Source organism: Actibacterium sp. MT2.3-13A (genome assembly GCF_018139985.1).
Lineage (GTDB): Bacteria > Pseudomonadota > Alphaproteobacteria > Rhodobacterales > Rhodobacteraceae > JAGSOU01.
The window spans coordinates 273,770-289,932 of the sequence record NZ_JAGSOU010000002.1; the positions used below are offsets into that span (position 1 = coordinate 273,770).

The 16,163-nt window shown below is 69.0% G+C and carries 17 protein-coding genes; 12 read left to right on the forward strand and 5 right to left on the reverse strand.

The genetic code is table 11. The features are described from left to right. The first annotated feature begins 7 nt into the window (after positions 1-7). The gene (locus tag KCI33_RS03395) at positions 8-928 is read left to right on the forward strand and encodes a DMT family transporter (protein ID WP_212523342.1); all 921 of its coding nucleotides are present in this window, start codon (positions 8-10) and stop codon (positions 926-928) included. A gap of 45 nt (positions 929-973) precedes the next feature. On the opposite strand, the gene KCI33_RS03400 is transcribed toward KCI33_RS03395, so the two are convergent. Together KCI33_RS03400 and KCI33_RS03405 are read right to left on the reverse strand one after the other, a co-directional pair. Then, complete coding sequence (locus KCI33_RS03400; RefSeq protein ID WP_212523343.1) at positions 974-1,723, reverse strand: SDR family oxidoreductase; 750 nt, start codon at positions 1,721-1,723, stop codon at positions 974-976. Between the two features lie 16 nt (positions 1,724-1,739). Beyond that, positions 1,740-3,521: an IlvD/Edd family dehydratase gene (locus tag KCI33_RS03405; RefSeq protein ID WP_212523344.1), complete on the reverse strand. Its 1,782-nt coding sequence runs from the start codon at positions 3,519-3,521 to the stop codon at positions 1,740-1,742. A 128-nt stretch (positions 3,522-3,649) separates the two neighbouring features. Here KCI33_RS03405 and KCI33_RS03410 point away from each other — a divergent pair, with 128 nt between their 5' ends. Genes KCI33_RS03410 through KCI33_RS03420 form a run of 3 tightly spaced genes read left to right on the forward strand, consistent with a single transcriptional unit; the run spans position 3,650 to position 5,179 of the window. Further along, positions 3,650-4,132, forward strand: a complete 483-nt coding sequence (locus tag KCI33_RS03410) for a hypothetical protein (protein ID WP_212523345.1) — start codon at positions 3,650-3,652, stop codon at positions 4,130-4,132. A gap of 13 nt (positions 4,133-4,145) precedes the next feature. Continuing rightward, a complete protein-coding gene (locus KCI33_RS03415) occupies positions 4,146-4,859 on the forward strand; it encodes an AzlC family ABC transporter permease (protein WP_212523346.1) in 714 nt (237 codons plus the stop codon). Further along, positions 4,856-5,179 (forward strand): AzlD domain-containing protein, encoded by a 324-nt coding sequence (locus tag KCI33_RS03420; RefSeq protein WP_212523347.1) that lies wholly within the window; start codon positions 4,856-4,858, stop codon positions 5,177-5,179. The genes KCI33_RS03415 and KCI33_RS03420 overlap by 4 nt, the downstream gene beginning before the upstream one ends. On the opposite strand, the gene KCI33_RS03425 is transcribed toward KCI33_RS03420, so the two are convergent. From KCI33_RS03425 to KCI33_RS03435, 3 genes are read right to left on the reverse strand one after another with little or no spacing between them, the layout of a single operon-like run. Further along, positions 5,176-6,072, reverse strand: coding sequence for a phytanoyl-CoA dioxygenase family protein (locus KCI33_RS03425; protein ID WP_212523348.1), 897 nt, complete (start codon positions 6,070-6,072; stop codon positions 5,176-5,178). The genes KCI33_RS03420 and KCI33_RS03425 overlap by 4 nt on opposite strands. Positions 6,073-6,128: 56 nt before the next feature. After that, positions 6,129-7,058 (reverse strand): NAD(P)-dependent oxidoreductase, encoded by a 930-nt coding sequence (locus KCI33_RS03430; RefSeq protein ID WP_212523349.1) that lies wholly within the window; start codon positions 7,056-7,058, stop codon positions 6,129-6,131. Between the two features lie 31 nt (positions 7,059-7,089). Further along, entirely contained in the window at positions 7,090-7,851 is a 762-nt protein-coding gene (locus KCI33_RS03435) for an SDR family oxidoreductase (protein ID WP_212523350.1), read from the reverse strand. A 183-nt stretch (positions 7,852-8,034) separates the two neighbouring features. Between KCI33_RS03435 and KCI33_RS03440 the strand changes: the two genes are divergently transcribed. Genes KCI33_RS03440 through KCI33_RS03475 form a run of 8 tightly spaced genes read left to right on the forward strand, consistent with a single transcriptional unit; the run spans position 8,035 to position 16,163 of the window. After that, positions 8,035-9,069 (forward strand): L-idonate 5-dehydrogenase, encoded by a 1,035-nt coding sequence (locus KCI33_RS03440; protein ID WP_212523351.1) that lies wholly within the window; start codon positions 8,035-8,037, stop codon positions 9,067-9,069. A gap of 13 nt (positions 9,070-9,082) precedes the next feature. Then, positions 9,083-9,685, forward strand: a complete 603-nt coding sequence (locus tag KCI33_RS03445; RefSeq protein ID WP_212523352.1) for a LysE family transporter — start codon at positions 9,083-9,085, stop codon at positions 9,683-9,685. Continuing rightward, positions 9,685-10,875 carry a mandelate racemase/muconate lactonizing enzyme family protein gene (locus tag KCI33_RS03450; protein WP_212523353.1) on the forward strand — a complete coding sequence of 397 codons (1,191 nt, stop codon included), beginning with the start codon at positions 9,685-9,687 and terminating at the stop codon, positions 10,873-10,875. Before KCI33_RS03445 ends, KCI33_RS03450 begins: the two co-directional genes overlap by 1 nt. Before the next feature lie 10 nt (positions 10,876-10,885). Further along, positions 10,886-11,803 carry a dihydrodipicolinate synthase family protein gene (locus KCI33_RS03455; protein WP_212523354.1) on the forward strand — a complete coding sequence of 306 codons (918 nt, stop codon included), beginning with the start codon at positions 10,886-10,888 and terminating at the stop codon, positions 11,801-11,803. Continuing rightward, the gene (locus KCI33_RS03460) at positions 11,800-13,167 is read left to right on the forward strand and encodes an FAD-linked oxidase C-terminal domain-containing protein (protein WP_212523355.1); all 1,368 of its coding nucleotides are present in this window, start codon (positions 11,800-11,802) and stop codon (positions 13,165-13,167) included. Before KCI33_RS03455 ends, KCI33_RS03460 begins: the two co-directional genes overlap by 4 nt. Before the next feature lie 51 nt (positions 13,168-13,218). Beyond that, a complete protein-coding gene (locus tag KCI33_RS03465) occupies positions 13,219-14,370 on the forward strand; it encodes a fumarylacetoacetate hydrolase family protein (RefSeq protein ID WP_212523356.1) in 1,152 nt (383 codons plus the stop codon). Next, a complete protein-coding gene (locus tag KCI33_RS03470) occupies positions 14,367-15,239 on the forward strand; it encodes an SMP-30/gluconolactonase/LRE family protein (RefSeq protein WP_349252171.1) in 873 nt (290 codons plus the stop codon). Before KCI33_RS03465 ends, KCI33_RS03470 begins: the two co-directional genes overlap by 4 nt. 9 nt (positions 15,240-15,248) lie before the next feature. Next, a complete protein-coding gene (locus KCI33_RS03475) occupies positions 15,249-16,163 on the forward strand; it encodes a sugar kinase (RefSeq protein ID WP_249138882.1) in 915 nt (304 codons plus the stop codon).

The following is a 16,163-nucleotide window of genomic DNA, read 5'->3' on the forward strand; positions in this document are numbered from 1 at the left end:
AACCGCGATGGCTCCGACATATCTCCAGCCGCCGCGCCCGGACCGCAAGCCGGCCAAGGCGCGCGAGGACCGGCCGCTGGCCGGCGTCCTGATCATGTGCGGCGCGGTCCTGTTCTTCACCGGCATCGACAGCTCGGCCAAGTGGCTGATCCTGTCAGGGCTGCCGGCGCTTCAGGTGGTCTTTGCCCGCTACGCGGGGCATTTCCTGGCCTCGCTGGTGGTGTTCCTGCCCCGCGAGGGGCTGTCGGCCTTCCGCTCGCGCAATCCGCTGCTGCAATTCCTGCGCTCGGCGCTGCTGCTGGGCAGCACCGCGCTGAACTTCACCGCGCTGACCTATCTGCCGATCACCGTGACCACCGCGATCTTTTTCGCCGGGCCGATCGTCGTCTCGCTGCTCAGCATCCCCATCCTGGGCGAGCGGGTGGGCATCCGGCGACTGATGGCGGTGTTGGTGGGCTTTTCCGGCGTGCTGGTCGTGCTCCAGCCCTGGGGGGCGGAATTCCACCCCGCGATGTTCCTGTCGCTGGGCGCGATGAGCTGCGCCTCGCTCTATTTCGTGCTGACGCGCCTGCTGGCCGGCACCGAGAGCAACGCCACCAGCCAGCTGTGGTCCAGCGGCCTTGCCACGCTGGTCTTCCTGCCCTTCATGCTGAAGGTCTGGATCTGGCCCGAGACGATCACGGGTTATGTCGTGCTGACCCTGATCGGCACTTTCGGCGTGCTGGGGCATTCGCTGGTGACGGTGGCGCACAGGCTGGCAGACGCATCGGTGCTGGCGCCGGTGGTCTATCTGCAACTGCTGTTCGCCACGGTGGCGGGGGTGCTGCTGTTCGCCACGCTGCCGACGCTGTGGACGCTGGTCGGCGCGCTGATCATCGTCGGCTCGGGCATCTATATCTGGGCGCGCGAGCGGCAGCTGAAAAAATAAGGGCCGCCCGAAGGCGGCCCTTGCGATCGAAGCAATCGGGGCTGCTCAGCCGCGCCCGATATAGGGCATCGCCGTCGCCATCACCGTCATGAACTGCACGTTGGCCTCCAGCGGCAGGCGCGCCATGTGCAGCACCGAGCTGGCCACATGGGCGGCATCCATCACCGCCTCGGCCCGGATGGAGCCGTCAGCCTGCGGCACGCCCACGGTCATCGCCTGCGCCATGTCGGTCAGCGCGTTGCCGATGTCGATCTGGCCGCAGGCGATGTTGAAGGCCCGCCCGTCGAGGCTCAGCGTGCGCGTGAGCCCGGTCACCGCGTGCTTGGACATCGTGTAGGGCGCCGAACCCGGCCGCGGCACATGCGCCGAGACCGAGCCGTTGTTGATGATCCGCCCACCCTGCGGGTCCTGCCGCCGCATCAGGCCGAAGGCCGCCCGGGCGCACAGGAACATGCCGGTGATGTTCACGTTGCTCAGCGCCAGCCAGTCCTCGACCGCGATCTCGTCGATCATGGTCGAGGGCAGGCCCATGCCGGCATTGTTGAACAGCACGTCGAGCCGCCCCCATTCGTCGGCCAGCCGGCCGAAGCCGGCGTCCACGGCCTGCGCGTCGGTCACGTCGAGGGGCAGCACCAGCGCGCGCGCGTGGCCCTGCGCGGTCTCCTCCAGCGCCTCCGCCCGGCGCCCGACCAGCGCCACGCGCCAGCCCTCGTCCAGGAACAGCCGCGCGGTGACCCGGCCGATGCCGCTGCCCGCGCCGGTGATCAGGATGCTCTGTGCGGTGTCGTTGCTCATCAGGGTCCTTTCCCGGTCAGTGGTTGTCGCGCGGCAGGTCCTTGGCCACGCGGTGATAGCAGGTGGCAAGCTCCAGGCAGCCGCCATCGGCCAGCTGGCCGACATGGGTGCGATAGATCTCCTGCCACGGCGTCTGGTGGTGGATCTCCGGCGCGGTCCAGGCGGCGCGGCGCGCCTCCCATTCCGCGTCGTCGACCAGCGCGTTCAGCGTGCATTCGTTCAGATCCAGACGCACCCTATCGCCGGTTTGCAGCAGCGCGAGGCCGCCGCCGACCACCGATTCCGGCGAGGCGTTGAGGATCGAGGGGCTTTCGGAGGTGCCCGACTGGCGCCCGTCGCCCACCGTCGGCAGGTGGTTGATGCCCGCCCGGATCAGCGCGTCGGGCGGCTGCATGTTTACCACCTCGGCCGAGCCGGGATAGCCCACGCAGCCCACGCCACGGATGAACAGGATCGTCTTCTCGTCGATCTCCAGCGCCGGATCGTTGATCCGCTCGTGGTAATCCTCGGGGCCTTCGAAGACCACGGCCCTGGCCTCGAACGTGCCCTCGGCGCCCGGAGCCGACAGGAACCGCGCCCGGAAATCCGGCGAGATCACGCTGGTCTTCATCAGCGCCGAGTCGAACAGGTTGCCCGACAGCACCAAGAAGCCCGCCTTGTCGCGCATCGGCTCGGCCACGGTCTTGATGACCTTGGTGTCGCGGCTCTCCCAGCCCTCCAGGTTCCCGCCCATCGGCTTGCCGGTGACGGTCATGGCGGCCTCGTGCAGGCGGCCAGCCTTGCGCAGCTCGCCCATCACCGCCGGCACGCCGCCGGCGCGGAAGAAGCTCTCGCCGAGGTATTCGCCGGCGGGCTGCATGTTGACCAGCAGCGGCACGTCGAAGCCGACCTTCTGCCAGTCGGTGACGTGCAGCTCGACGCCGGCGTGGCGGGCGATGGCCTGCAGGTGCGGCGGCGCGTTGGTCGAGCCGCCGATGGCCGAGTTCACCACGATCGCGTTCTCGAACGCCTCGCGGGTCAGGATGTCGGAGGGCTTGAGGTCCTCGTAGACCATCTCCACGATCCGCCGCCCGGTCTGGTAGGCCATCGCCATGCGCTCGCGGAAGGGCGCGGGAATGGCCGAGCAGCCGGTCAGGCTCATGCCCAGGGCCTCGGCCATGGCGTTCATGGTGCTGGCGGTGCCCATGGTGTTGCAATGCCCGAGGCTGGGCGCCGAGGCGCAGACCCGGCTGATGAATTCGTCATAGTCGATCACGCCCTCGGCCAGCAGCCGGCGGCTTTCCCACACGATGGTGCCGGAACCCGCCAGCTGGCCGTTCCACCAACCATCCAGCATCGGGCCGCCGTTCAGCGCGATCGCGGGCAGGTCCACGGTGGCCGCGCCCATCAGCATCGCCGGCGTGGTCTTGTCGCAGCCGGTGGTCAGCACCACGCCGTCGATCGGGTAGCCGTGCAGCACCTCGACCAGGCTCAGATAGGCCAGGTTGCGGTCCAGCGCCGCGGTCGGGCGCTTGCCGGTCTCCTGGATCGGGTGCACGGGAAACTCCATCGGGATGCCGCCCGCATCGCGGATGCCCGCCTTGATCCGGTCCATCAGGAAGACGTGGATCTTGTTGCAGGGCGCGATGTCGCTGCCGGTCTGGGCGATGCCGATCACCGGGCGCTCGCCCTGCAATTCATCGCGGGTGTATTCCTGGTTCTGGTAACGCTCCAGGTACAGCGCGGTCATCCCAGGGTTGTTGGGGTTATCGAACCATTCCTGCGAACGGAACTTCCTGTTTGCGCGTGTATCGCTCATGGCGGCGCTTCCTTCTGCATGGTCGGAGGACTTCTCTCTTTTCACAGGATTGCGATTTGGTATACCAAATGCAATAGCTTTCGCATCCCCGCGACAGAAAAGCCGAACGCCCGACCGGAGGACACCCAATGACCACGCCCCGCCCTGTCATTCTCGCCGCGCTGTGCAGCCTTGCCATGCTGGGCGCAGCCCCGGGCCAGGCCGCCGAGACGGACGAGTCGCCGCGCGCCTGCGTCGAAGCCCAGGCCGCCGCCGGCGCTCCCGCCGCCGACTGCGTGAACCGCGCCCATGCCGCCTGCCTGCAGTTCGAACAGGGCAGCGCGGCCGGAATCGCCTGCTTCCTCGAGGCCAAGGACGCCTGGGGCGAACGCATCAGAACGCGCATGGAGGAGATCGGCGCCGCCGCCTCCGAAGAGATCGCCATGATCGCCGGCATCGAGGTGAAATACGACCTCCAGGCCAACCTGCTGCAATGCGACCGGATGCGCGAGTTGACGCTGGTGCGGCAGGATCCCGACGCCGCCACGACCCACGCCAACGCCCGCTGCGAGGCCACCGCCGTGGGGCTGGCCTATGTCAAGCTGCTGCTGCAGTCGGAGAAGATCGACTAGGGACCGGCCTCAGATGAGTGACGCGAGACGCAGGGCCTTTCGCCGCGGTTTCCGGGATTGCAGCCCCTTCGTGCTGGTCGTGATCCCCTATTCGATGCTCTTCGGCGTGGTGGCGCGCGACGCGGGGTTGGCGGTCTACGAGGTGATGTCGATGTCGGTGCTGGTGATCGCGGGGGCCTCGCAGTTCACCGCGCTGGCGCTGATGCAGGAACACGCCCCGGTTGTGGTGGTGCTGCTGGGCGCGCTGGCGGTGAACCTGCGCATGGCGATGTATTCCGCCGCGCTGGTGCCGCATGTCGGCGGCGCGTCACTGCGCCAGCGGCTGCTGATGGCCTATCTGATGGTGGACCAGACCTTCGCCGTCTCGGTCAAGACCTTCGAGGAAGAGCCGAAGATGCCGCTCGACCAGAAGGTCGCCTATTACTTCGGCTGCGTCATGGCGGTCTGCCCGCTGTGGTATGTCTGCACCTTCGCGGGCGCGGTGCTGGGCCAGGCGATCCCGCCCGAATTCGCGCTCGATTTCGCCATTCCGGTGTGCTTCATCGCGCTGGTGGCGCCGATGATGCGCAGCCTGCCGCATGTGGTGGCGGCCGGCGTGTCGGTTCTGGCCGCGGTCCTGTTCGGCTGGATGCCCTACAACCTGGCGCTGGTCGTGGCCGCGGCGCTGGCGATGGTCGCGGGCGCGCAGACCGAATACTACCTTCAGCGCCGCGCGGTGCGGGCATGATCGAGCGCGACATCTTCTGGACGGTGACCGTCCTGCTGGGGATCGGCACCTTCCTGATCCGGTTTTCATTCCTCGGTCTGATGGGGCGGCGCAGCCTGCCGCCCTGGGCGCTGGTGCATCTGCGCTATGTCGCTGTGGCGGTGTTCCCGGCGCTGATCACGCCGCTGGTGCTGTGGCCGCCGGCGACCGGGGGCGAGACCGACCCCGCGCGCCTGATGGCGGCGGGGGCGGCCTTTGTCGTGGGCGTCCGGTTCAACGTGATCGGCGCGATCGCGGCCGGGATGGCCACGCTCTACCTCTCGCAATACCTGCTGGGCTAAACCTTCGCGAAGGCGCTCTTGGCGCCGCCGGTCTTCTGCGACTTGAAGATCGAGCTGGCGTCCGGCGCCGGCGGCAGCGGGATGGTGACCGGCACCTGCTCGAGCCGCGGCGTCAGGCACAGCTCTCCGGTGACGAGCCGGTCCTGCAAATCGTCCCACAGTTTCCGCTGGCCGAGCGAGTGGATGTAGGAGCCCGCCCCCAGCAGCGGCCAGGCATCGGCCGCGTGGCATTCGTAGAACAGGATCAGCCGCGCCCGGTCGCTGGTGTTGGGGGCCGAGCCGTGCAGCACGCGGGCATGGTGCACGGTCATGCTGCCCGCCTTGCCGGTCAGCGTCACCGCCTTGTCCAACTCGAACAGCGGGTCGTCGGGATCGACCGCGCCGCAGAACACGCCATTGGCCATGTGGCTGAGGATCGGCCCCTTGTGGGTGCCGGGGATGACCATCAGCGGGCCGTTTTCCTCGGTCACGTCCTCCAGCATGAGGCCGAAGGCCAGCATGGTGTCGTTGGTATGGGGGTAGAAGGCCCAGTCCTGGTGCCATTCCACCGCCGCCCCGCCGCCCGGCGCCTTGGTGTTGAGCTTGCTGGTCTGGATCATCGTGTCCGGGCCCAGCAGGTCGTTCAGCACCTCGGTCAGGCGCGAATTGCGCAGCAGTTCCCAGAAATAGGGGTGCTGCTTGTGCGGCAGCTTGATCCGCGTCAGCCGCGGGGTCTCGGCGCTGTGGCCCTCGTCGAGGTCATAGACATCGTTGCTTTCGCTCACCGCGCGCGACTTTTCGATATAATCGTAGGTGATGCGCCGCAGCTCGGCCAACTGCTCGTCGGTCACGGCGTTCTCGACCATGAGATAGCCGTTGCGGTCGTAGAAGTCCCTTTGGTCCTGTGTCAGCATCTGGCCGCCCTCCCTTGCGGCGCGAAAGGCGCGGGGGGATCATCCCCCCGACGCGCTCACTTTCCCTTTTTCACCTCGGCGGCGAGGTCCATCCCGTTCAGCGCGGCGACATGGTCCGACAACATCGGCACATAGTCGCCCCCCTTCCCGATCGCCTCGGCATGGGTGAAGTAATGCTTGATCGCGGCCCCCATGATGTTCACCACGCCGGCGTCGCTGGCCATGTTCGCGGCATAGCGCACGTCCTTGCTGGCATTGGCGATGGTGAACTTGTGCGCGTCGCGGTCGCGGCCCACGGCGTAACGCATGAAGGTCTCGAAAAAGCCGTTCGACAGCCGGCTGCCGCCGATCACCTGGTTCACCGTCTGCGGCGACAGGCCGACCTTGGCGGCCATCACCACCGCCTCGGAATAGAGCGCGGCGTAGCCCATCGAGAGGAAGTTCATGATCAGCTTCATCCGGTGCGCGCTGCCCACGGGGCCGACATGGTTGATGGTGCCCGCCCAGCATTCGATCACCGGCAGCACGGTCCTGAAGGTCTCCTCCGAGCAGCCGACCATCGCGTCCAGCGTGCCCTCCTCGGCCTCCTTCGGCGTGCGGCCGAGCGGCGCGTCGACCAGGGTCATGCCCGCCGCCGCCATCTCCTCGGCCAGCGCGACGGTCGAGGACGGGTCGGCGGTGCTGGCGTCGATCACGATCAGCCCGGCCTTGCCTGAGGCCAGGATGCCGTCCGCGCCGCGGATCACGCCTTCGACCTGCGGGCTGTTGGACAGGCAGATATGGATGATGTCGCAGGCCTCGGCCATCTCTTTCGGGCTGGCCGCCTCGCGCGCGCCCTGGCCGACGAGATCCTCGACCGGCTGGCGGTTGCGGTGGCCCTTGACCATCAGATCATAGCCGCCCTTGAGGATGTTCTTGGCCATGCCGTGGCCCATGTAGCCCACCCCGATGAACCCGATCACCGGCTTCCTGGTTGCGTCTGTCATGTTCTCTCCCGTGAGTTGTCTAAGCAGTTTTTCAGAGGCTGGCCGTGATGCCGCCATCGACATAGAGCGTGTGGCCGTTGACGAAGCTGGAGGCCGCCGAGGACAGGAAGACGCAGGCGCCCACCAACTCCTCGACCCGGCCCCAGCGCCCGGCGGGGGTGCGTTTCTCCAGCCAGGCGCTGAACGCGGGGTCGGCGACCAGCGCGGCGTTCAGCGGCGTGTCGAAATAGCCCGGCGCGATGGCGTTGACCTGAAGCCCGTATTTCGCCCAGTCGGTGGCCATGCCCTTGGTCAGATTCGCTACCGCCCCCTTGGAGGCGGTGTAGGGCGCGATTCCGGGCCGGGCGAGCTGCGACTGCACCGAGGCGATATTGATGATCTTGCCCGCGCCGCGCGCAATCATGTGCCGCGCCACCGCCTGGCCGACGTAGAACACCGACGAGACATTGGTGCGCATCAGCCGGTCGAAATCGGCGATGGGAAAATCCTCCAGCGGGGCGCGGTGCTGCATGCCGGCGTTGTTCACCAGGATGTCGATCGGGCCCTCGTCGCGCTCGAATCGGTTGACCGCCTCGGCCACGCCCGCCGCGTCGCAGGCGTCGAAGGGCAGCTCATGCACCTTGTAGCCCTCGTCGCGCAGGCCATGCGCCGCCGCCGACAGGCGCTCCGCGTCGCGGCCGTTGAGCACGACATGCGCGCCCGCCTGCGCCAGCCCGCGCGCCAGCGCGTGGCCGATGCCCATCGACGAGCCGGTGACCAGCGCCGTCGCGCCCGTCAGATCGAAGAGTTTCATGGTTTTCTCCCTCCCCGGCAACAATTTGCCCGCCGGGGACCGGCGCCCCGGAGACGGGCGCCTGCGGATTCTCCGACGAGCATCTTGATGCTTTCCCGAAATGGTATACCATTTTGCCGAACGCGCAAGCCGCCACGGGCCAGGGCGCGAAACCATGACCGAAACACCAAAGGGAGGGCCGGGATGAAAGCACTCTTCGTTCATTCCGCCAAGGATCTGCGTCTGTCCGACATTCCCCGCACGGCCCCCGGCCCCGGCGAGGTGCGCCTGCGCCTGAGCCGCGGCGGCATCTGCGGATCGGACCTGCATTACTGGCGCCACGGCGGATTCGGCACCGTGCGCCTGCGCGAGCCGATGATCCTCGGCCACGAGGTCGCGGGCCATGTGGTCGAGACCGGCCCCGGCGTGACCGGCCTCGAGGAAGGTCAGCTCGTGGCGGTCTCCCCCTCGCGCCCCTGCGGGGACTGCCCCTATTGCCTTCAGGGCCTGCCGAACCATTGCCTGAACATGCGTTTCTACGGCTCGGCCATGCCGTTCCCGCATATCCAGGGCGCCTTCCGGGAGGAGCTGGTGGCCCGGGCCGCGCAATGCGTGCCCGCCGACGGCCTGACCCCCGCCGAGGCCGCGATGGCCGAGCCGCTGGCGGTCTGCCTGCACGCCACCCGCCGCGCTGGTGAGATGCTGGGCAAGCGGGTGCTCGTCACCGGCTGCGGCCCGATCGGGGTGCTGGCGATCCAGGCCGCGCGCCGCGCCGGCGCCGCCGAGATCGTTGCGACCGACATCACCGCGGCGCCGCTGGGATTCGCCAAGGCCATGGGCGCGGACATCGTGCTCAACACCGCCGAGGATCCCGAGGCGCTGGCCCCCTACTCCGCGGCCAAGGGCTGGTTCGACGTGCAATTCGAATGCTCCGGCGCTGCCCCGGCGCTGGCCGCGGGAATCGCCTGCCTGCGCCCGCGCGGGGTGGTCGTCCAGCTCGGCCTGTCGGGCGACATGAGCGTGCCGATGATGCAGGTCACCGCCAAGGAGCTGGAGCTGCGCGGCGCCTTCCGCTTCCACGAGGAATTCGCCACCGCCGTCACCCTGATGTCGAAGGGCCTGATCGAGGTGAAGCCGCTGCTGACCCAGACCTTCGCGCTCAACGAGTTCGAGACCGCCTTCGAGACCGCCGCCGACAGGGCCCGGTCCATGAAGGTGCAGCTGGATTTCACGGCATGACCGGAGCCACCCGATGCTGAGTTTCGCCGCCGCCGTCTTTCTGCTGCTCATCACCCCCGGCCCCGGCGTGCTGTCCACCGCCGGCGTCGGCTCGGGGTTCGGCTTCCGCTTCGGGCTGCGCTATGTCGCCGGGCTGTTCATCGGCACCAACCTCGTCTCGGTCGCGGTGATCTCGGGGCTGGCGGCCATCGTGCTGGGCGTCCCGGTGATCCGCACCGCGCTGTTGCTGGCCTCGGCCGCCTACCTGCTCTATCTCGCCGGGCGCATCGCCTTTGCCGGCTCGAAGATCGCCTTCATCGAGGCCAAGGCCGCCCCCGGCATCCTGGCCGGCATCCTGCTGCAGCTTATCAACCCCAAGGCCTACGCGGTGAACACCACGCTGTTCACCGGATTCGCGTTCTACCCCGACAGCCTGGCCGCGGAGACCGCGATGAAGCTCATGATCCTGAACGCGATCTGGATCCCCATCCACCTCGCCTGGCTCTATGCCGGGGTGGCGCTGAAACGGTTCGAACTCGCCGCGCATCACCAGTTCCGCATCAATGTCGTCATGGCGCTGTCGATGCTGGCGGTGGTGGCGCTGGCGCTGCTGTCGGGCTTCAACGGAGACGCATGATGAAGATCACCGCCATCGAGACCATCCGCATCGCGGAGCGCCCCAACCTGCTTTGGCTGCAGGTCCATACCGACGAGGGCGTGACCGGCCTCGGCGAGACCTTCTTTGGCGCGGCCAGCGCCGAGGCGCATGTGCACGAGACCCTGGCCCCGCTGATGCTTGGCGAGGACCCGCTGCGTATCGAGCACCTGGCGCGCAAGGCCGAGGGTTACCTCGGCTTCCGCTCCTCGGGGGCGGAGACGCGCGGCAACTCGGCCTTCGACATCGCGCTGTGGGATCTCTTCGGCAAGGTCACGGGCCAGCCCGTCGCGCAGCTTCTGGGCGGGTTCACGCGCGACGCGATCCGCACCTACAACACCTGCGCGGGCACCGAATATGTCAAGGACAACGCGGGCCAGCAGACCGGCAATTACGGGCTGGCGGCGGGCGGGACCTATGACGACCTGAACGGCTTCCTGCACCGCGCCGACGAGTTGGCGCTGTCGCTGCTCGAGGACGGCATCACCGCGATGAAGATCTGGCCCTTCGACGCCGCGGCCGAAAAGACCAACGGCGCCGACATCTCGGCCGCCGACCTGCGCGCCGCGCTGGAGCCGTTCGAGAAGATCCGCAATGCCGTGGGCGACCGCATGGACATCATGGTCGAGTTCCACTCGATGTGGCAGCTCCTGCCGGCGATGAAGATCGCCCGCGCGCTGGCGCCCTACGGCACCTACTGGCACGAAGACCCGATCCGCATGGACAGCCTGTCGCTGCTCAAACGCTATGCCGAGGCCTCGCCCGCGCCCATCTGCGCGTCTGAGACGCTGGGCGGCATAGGCGCCTTCCGCGACCTGCTGGAAACCGGCGTGGCGGGGGTGGTGATGCTCGATCTCAGCTGGTGCGGGGGCTTGAGTGCGGCGCGCAAGATCGCCGCCATGGCCGAGGCGCACAAGCTGCCGGTGGCGCCGCATGACTGCACAGGGCCGGTGGTTCTGGCGGCCTCCACCCACCTGTCGCTCAGCGCCCCCAACGCGCTGATCCAGGAAAGCGTGCGCGCCTTCTACCGCACCTGGTACCGCGACCTCGTCACCGCCCTTCCGCAGGTGCAGGACGGCATGATCACCGTGCCGCCCGGCCCCGGCCTGGGGCTGGAGCTCAACCCCGAGCTCGACCGCGCCTTCACCACCACACGACGCATTTCGAACTGAGAGGACAATCATGACCACCCGCCCCTATTCCGGCATCTGGCCGGTCGCCCCGACCCCTTTCCACGACGACGGCACGCTGGATCTCGACGGGATGCGCCGCGTCCTCGACTGCATGATCGACCAGGGCGTCGACGGCATCTGCATCCTGGCCAATTTCTCGGAGCAGTTCCTGATCTCCGACGAGGAGCGCGACACGCTGACCCGGCTGTCGCTGGAGCATGTCGCCGGCCGCGTGCCGGTGATCGTGACCATCAGCCATTTCTCGACGCCGATCGCGGTGGCCCGCGCCGCCCAGGCCAAGGAACTGGGCGCGGCGATGGTGATGATGATGGCCCCCTATCACGGCGCGCTGCTGAAAGGCACGGCCGAACAGACCTACGAGCAATTCGCCCGCGTGGGCGAGGTCGGCATCCCGATCATGGTGCAGGACGCGCCGCTTTCGGGGGTCGATCTGCCGGTGCCGCTGCTGGTGCGAATGGCGCGCGAGATCGAGATGGTGAAACTGTTCAAGATCGAATGCCCGCAGGCCGCGGCCAAGCTGCGCGCGCTGATCGCCGAGGGCGGCGACGCGATCGAGGGCCCGTTCGACGGCGAAGAGGCGATCACCCTGATGGCCGATCTCGACGCCGGCGCCAGCGGCTCCATGACCTCGGCGATGATCCCCGACCAGATCGCGCCGGTGCTGCGTCACCACGCGGCGGGCGCGCGCGACGCGGCGCTGGCCGCCTATGCCCGCGTGCTGCCCGCGATCAACCATGAGAACCGGCAATGCGGTTTCCGCGCGGCCAAGGCGGCGATGGCCGAGGGCGGCGTGATCGCGTCGGAGTTCTGCCGCCACCCAATCGCGCCGCTGCACCCGCAGACGCGGGCCGCGCTGATCGAGCTGCTTCGCCCCCTCGACCCGGTCGTGCTGAGCTGGGGCAAATGAGCGTAACCGATGCCATTGAGGCCCTCGCGGCGCTGCTGGGCGAGAGACTGAGCACCGCCGCGGCGCTGCGCGACAGCCACGGCGCGAACGAGGCGCATTTCGCGACCGCCCTGCCCGATGCGGTGGCCTTTCCGCGCAGCGCCGCCGAGGTGGCCGAGATCCTGCGCCTGTGCGCCGATCACGGCTGCCCGGTCACCGCCCACGGCGCCGGCAGCTCGCTGGAGGGGCACCACCTGCCGGTGTCCGGGGGCGTCAGCCTCGACATGACGCAGATGGACAGGGTCCTCGCCATCCACGCCGAGGACATGGATGCGGTGGTCCAGCCCGGCGTGACGCGCGAGGCGCTGAACGACGCGCTGCGCGGCACCGGGCTGTTCTTTCCGGTCGATCCCGGCGCCAACGCCACGCTGGGCGGCATGGCCGCCACGCGGGCGAGCGGCACCACCGCGGTGCGCTACGGCACGATGCGCGACAACGTGATGGCGCTGGAGGTGGCGCTGGCCGACGGCCGCGTGATCCGTACCGGCACAAGGGCGCGCAAATCCAGCGCGGGCTACGACCTGACAGGGCTGTTCGTGGGCTCCGAGGGGACGCTCGGGATCATCACCGAGCTGACCCTGCGCCTGCACGGTCTGCCCGAGGCGGTGTCCGCCGCCACCTGCCGCTTTCCCGACGTGGACAGCGCCGTGAACACCGTGATCGCCACCATCCAGACCGGCCTGCCGATGGCCCGGATCGAGCTGGTGGACGAGATGATGGTGCGCGGCTTCAACCTCTACGACAAGGGCGCGCTGCCCGAGCAGCCGCACCTCTTCGTCGAGTTCCACGGCTCTCCGGCGGGGGTCGCCGAACAGGCCGAGACCTTCGGCGAGATCGCGGCGGAGTTCGGCGGCGCCGGCTTCGACTGGTCGACCCGGCCCGAAGACCGCAGCCGGCTGTGGCGGATGCGGCACAACGCGCATTACGCGATCCGCGCCCTGCGGCCGGGCAAGCGCACGCTCAGCACCGATGTCTGCGTGCCGATCTCGCGCCTGGCCGAAGCGATCGGCGCGGCGCGCGCCGAAAGCCGCAGGCTGGGGCTGACCTGCGCCATCGTCGGCCATGTCGGCGACGGCAATTTCCACTGCGGCATCAGCCTCGACCCCAAGGACGCCGGCGAAATGGCGCGGGTGGCGGAATTCAGCGAGACCCTGGTGCAGCGGGCGCTGGCGCTGGGCGGCACCGCCACCGGCGAACACGGCATCGGCATCGGAAAGCGCAAATACATGCGCGCCGAACATGGCGGGGCGGTGGAGGTCATGCAGGCGATCAAGCACGCGCTCGACCCCGACGGGATGCTCAACCCGGGCAAGCTGCTGCCCTGACAGAAAAATGACGCGGACCGGCAAGGCCGCGACGAAGTTGGAGGAAACGACATGCTACCGATGACGAACAATCTGGGCGAGGCGCTGCTGGTGGGCCGGGTCTGGCGGCCCGGCGCGGGGCCGGCGCTGGTCACCCTGCGCGGTGATCGGGTGATCGACATCACCTCGCGCGAGACACCCACTATGCGCGACCTGATGGAGCGCGACGACCTGGCCGATTACCTGCGCGGCGCGCGGGGCGAGGATATCGGGGCGCTCTGCGACATCGCCGCGGCCTCGACCGAGGGCGCGGGGGCGGACGGCCTGCGCTTCCTCTCGCCCGCCGATCTGCAGGCGATCAAGGCCAGCGGCGTGACCTTCGCCGAATCCATGGTCGAGCGGGTGATCGAGGAACAGGCCGCCGGCAACCCCGACCTGGCGCAGGAGATCCGCGCCCGCGTTCAGGGCGCGATCGGCGGCTCGCTCAAGGGCATCGTGCCGGGCTCCGACCAGGCGATGCAGGTCAAGGCGGTGCTCCAGGCCGAGGGGCTGTGGTCGCAATACCTGGAGGTCGGAATCGGCCCCGATGCCGAGGTCTTCACCAAGTCGCAGCCGATGGCCTCGGTCGGCTGGGGGGCGTCGGTCGGGCTGCACCCGATCTCGAAATGGAACAACCCCGAGCCGGAGATCGTGCTGGCCATCGACAGCCGCGGCCGCATCCGCGGCGCGACGCTGGGCAACGACGTGAACCTGCGCGACATCGAGGGGCGCTCGGCGCTGCTGCTGGGCAAGGCCAAGGACAACAACGCCTCCTGCGCGATCGGGCCGTTCATCCGGGTCTTCGACGGCGGCTACACGCTGGACGACGTGCGCGGCGCCGAGCTGACGCTGCAGGTCGAGGGCGAGGACGGCTTCGTCCTGGACGGCCATTCCTCGATGACCCAGATCAGCCGCGACCCCGAGGACATCGTGCGCCAGACCATCGGCCGCCATCACCAGTATCCCGACGGCTTCATGCTGTTCCTCGGCACGCTGTTCGCACCGATCCAGGACCGCGACGCGCCGGGACAGGGCTTCACCCACAAGGTCGGCGACGTGGTCAGCATCCGCGAGGCCGGCCTGGGCGAGCTGCGCAACACCGTGCGCCTGTCCACCGACTGCCCGGAATGGGCCTTCGGCACCGGGGCGCTGATGCGCAACCTCGCCGGCCGGGGCCTGCTGTGAGCGCGCCTGAGATCTTCGACGACACGCCCTGCCAGCTCGGCGAAAGCCCGCTGTGGCACCCCGGCCGGCAGGAGCTGTTCTGGGTCGACATCGCGGGCAAGCGCCTGCACGCCCGGCGCGACGCCTCGGGCGCGGCGCGGGCCTGGGCGTTCGACGAGCATGTCTCGGCCGTGGGGTGGATCGACGCCGACCACCTGCTGATCGCCGGCGAGACCGGGCTGATCCGCTTTGCCCTCGACGGCGGCACGTCCGAGACCGTCTGCGCGCTGGAGGCCGACAACCCCGTGACCCGCGCCAACGACGGCCGCGCCGATCCCTGGGGCGGGTTCTGGATCGGCACCATGGGCAAGCTGAAGGAGCCCGGTGCCGGCGCGATCTACCGCTATTACCGCGGCGAGCTGCGCCAACTCTACGCGCCGCTGTCGATCCCCAACGCGATCTGCTTCACCCCCGACCGGCGCTTCGCCCATTTCACCGACACCGAGCGCGGCATCGTCTGGCGCCAGGCGCTGGACGAGCGCAGCGGCTGGCCCGCGGGCGAGCCGGAGGTCTATCTCGACCTGCCGAACACCGAATTCCGCCCCGACGGCGCGGTGATCGACAGCGCGGGCCGTTTCTGGTGCGCGCAGTTCGGCTTCGCCTGCGTGACCTGCCACGATCCCGACGGGCGGCTGCTCGCCCGGATCGACCTGCCGGCGCCGCAGATCACCTGCCCGGCCTTCGGCGGCGAGGGGCTGGGCACGCTTTATGCCACCAGCGCCGCCAAGCCGCTGTCGCCGCGTGCCCGTCCCGAGTTGCGCGAATCCGGCATGACCTTCAGCATCGCGGTCGAGGCCACCGGTCAGGCCGAACCCCGCGTGATCCTGTAAGGAGACGGCATGATGAGCCACCTTCCCAAGACCTTCCTGTCCATCGGCGAATGCATGGTGGAGCTGTCGCCGCTGCGCGATGACGATTTCCACATGGGCTTCGCCGGGGACACGTTCAACAGCGCATGGTACGCCCGCCGGCTGCTGCCCGCGGACTGGACGGTCGCCTACGGCACCTGCGTCGGCGACGACACGGTGTCGGAGAGGATGCGCGCCTTCATCGCCAGCAGCGGCGTCGATGTCTCCACCATCCGCACGGTCCCCGGCACCACGGTCGGGCTCTACATGATCCAGCTTCAGGGCGGCGAGCGCAGCTTTTCCTACTGGCGCGGCCAGTCGGCGGCGCGGCGGCTGGCCGACGACCCGAACTGGCTGGACGGCATCCTCGACCGCGCCGGGGTGGTCCTGTTCTCCGGCATCACGCTGGCCATCCTGCCGCCCGAGGCGCGCACGCAGTTCTGCGCGGCGCTGGTCCGGGCGCGCGCCGGCGGCAAGCTGGTGGTCTTCGACCCCAACCACCGCCCGCGCCTGTGGGACGGCCCCGAGGACATGCGCGCCGGGCTGATGAAGGGCGCCTCGGTGGCCGATATCGTGCTGCCCTCCTTCGACGAGGAGGCGGCGCTGTTCGGCGACGCGGGCCCGGCGGCCACCATCGCGCGCTATGCCAACGCCGGCGCCGGGCTGGTGGCGGTGAAGAACGGCGCCGGCCCCCTGCATGTCTGGAACCGCGACGGATTCTCCCATGCCTTCACCCCGGCCCCGGCGGCCGAGGTCGTCGACACCACCGCGGCGGGGGATTCGTTCAACGCCGCCTTCCTCGCCGCGCATCTGCAGGGCGCGCCGCTGGCCGATGCGGTGCAACGCGGCATGGCGCTGTCGGCCCGCGTCGTGCAGGCCCGCGGCGCGCTGGTCGAAACCGACTGA

Excerpts from the sequence above, each read along its gene's own strand:
- KCI33_RS03395 (WP_212523342.1), top strand. The coding sequence starts at position 8 with ATGGCTCCGACATATCTCCAGCCGCCGCGCCCGGACCGCAAGCCGGCC.
- KCI33_RS03400 (WP_212523343.1), bottom strand. The coding sequence starts at position 1,723 with ATGAGCAACGACACCGCACAGAGCATCCTGATCACCGGCGCGGGCAGC.
- KCI33_RS03405 (WP_212523344.1), bottom strand. The coding sequence starts at position 3,521 with ATGAGCGATACACGCGCAAACAGGAAGTTCCGTTCGCAGGAATGGTTC.
- KCI33_RS03410 (WP_212523345.1), top strand. The coding sequence starts at position 3,650 with ATGACCACGCCCCGCCCTGTCATTCTCGCCGCGCTGTGCAGCCTTGCC.
- KCI33_RS03415 (WP_212523346.1), top strand. The coding sequence starts at position 4,146 with ATGAGTGACGCGAGACGCAGGGCCTTTCGCCGCGGTTTCCGGGATTGC.
- KCI33_RS03420 (WP_212523347.1), top strand. The coding sequence starts at position 4,856 with ATGATCGAGCGCGACATCTTCTGGACGGTGACCGTCCTGCTGGGGATC.
- KCI33_RS03425 (WP_212523348.1), bottom strand. The coding sequence starts at position 6,072 with ATGCTGACACAGGACCAAAGGGACTTCTACGACCGCAACGGCTATCTC.
- KCI33_RS03430 (WP_212523349.1), bottom strand. The coding sequence starts at position 7,058 with ATGACAGACGCAACCAGGAAGCCGGTGATCGGGTTCATCGGGGTGGGC.
- KCI33_RS03435 (WP_212523350.1), bottom strand. The coding sequence starts at position 7,851 with ATGAAACTCTTCGATCTGACGGGCGCGACGGCGCTGGTCACCGGCTCG.
- KCI33_RS03440 (WP_212523351.1), top strand. The coding sequence starts at position 8,035 with ATGAAAGCACTCTTCGTTCATTCCGCCAAGGATCTGCGTCTGTCCGAC.
- KCI33_RS03445 (WP_212523352.1), top strand. The coding sequence starts at position 9,083 with ATGCTGAGTTTCGCCGCCGCCGTCTTTCTGCTGCTCATCACCCCCGGC.
- KCI33_RS03450 (WP_212523353.1), top strand. The coding sequence starts at position 9,685 with ATGAAGATCACCGCCATCGAGACCATCCGCATCGCGGAGCGCCCCAAC.
- KCI33_RS03455 (WP_212523354.1), top strand. The coding sequence starts at position 10,886 with ATGACCACCCGCCCCTATTCCGGCATCTGGCCGGTCGCCCCGACCCCT.
- KCI33_RS03460 (WP_212523355.1), top strand. The coding sequence starts at position 11,800 with ATGAGCGTAACCGATGCCATTGAGGCCCTCGCGGCGCTGCTGGGCGAG.
- KCI33_RS03465 (WP_212523356.1), top strand. The coding sequence starts at position 13,219 with ATGCTACCGATGACGAACAATCTGGGCGAGGCGCTGCTGGTGGGCCGG.
- KCI33_RS03475 (WP_249138882.1), top strand. The coding sequence starts at position 15,249 with ATGATGAGCCACCTTCCCAAGACCTTCCTGTCCATCGGCGAATGCATG.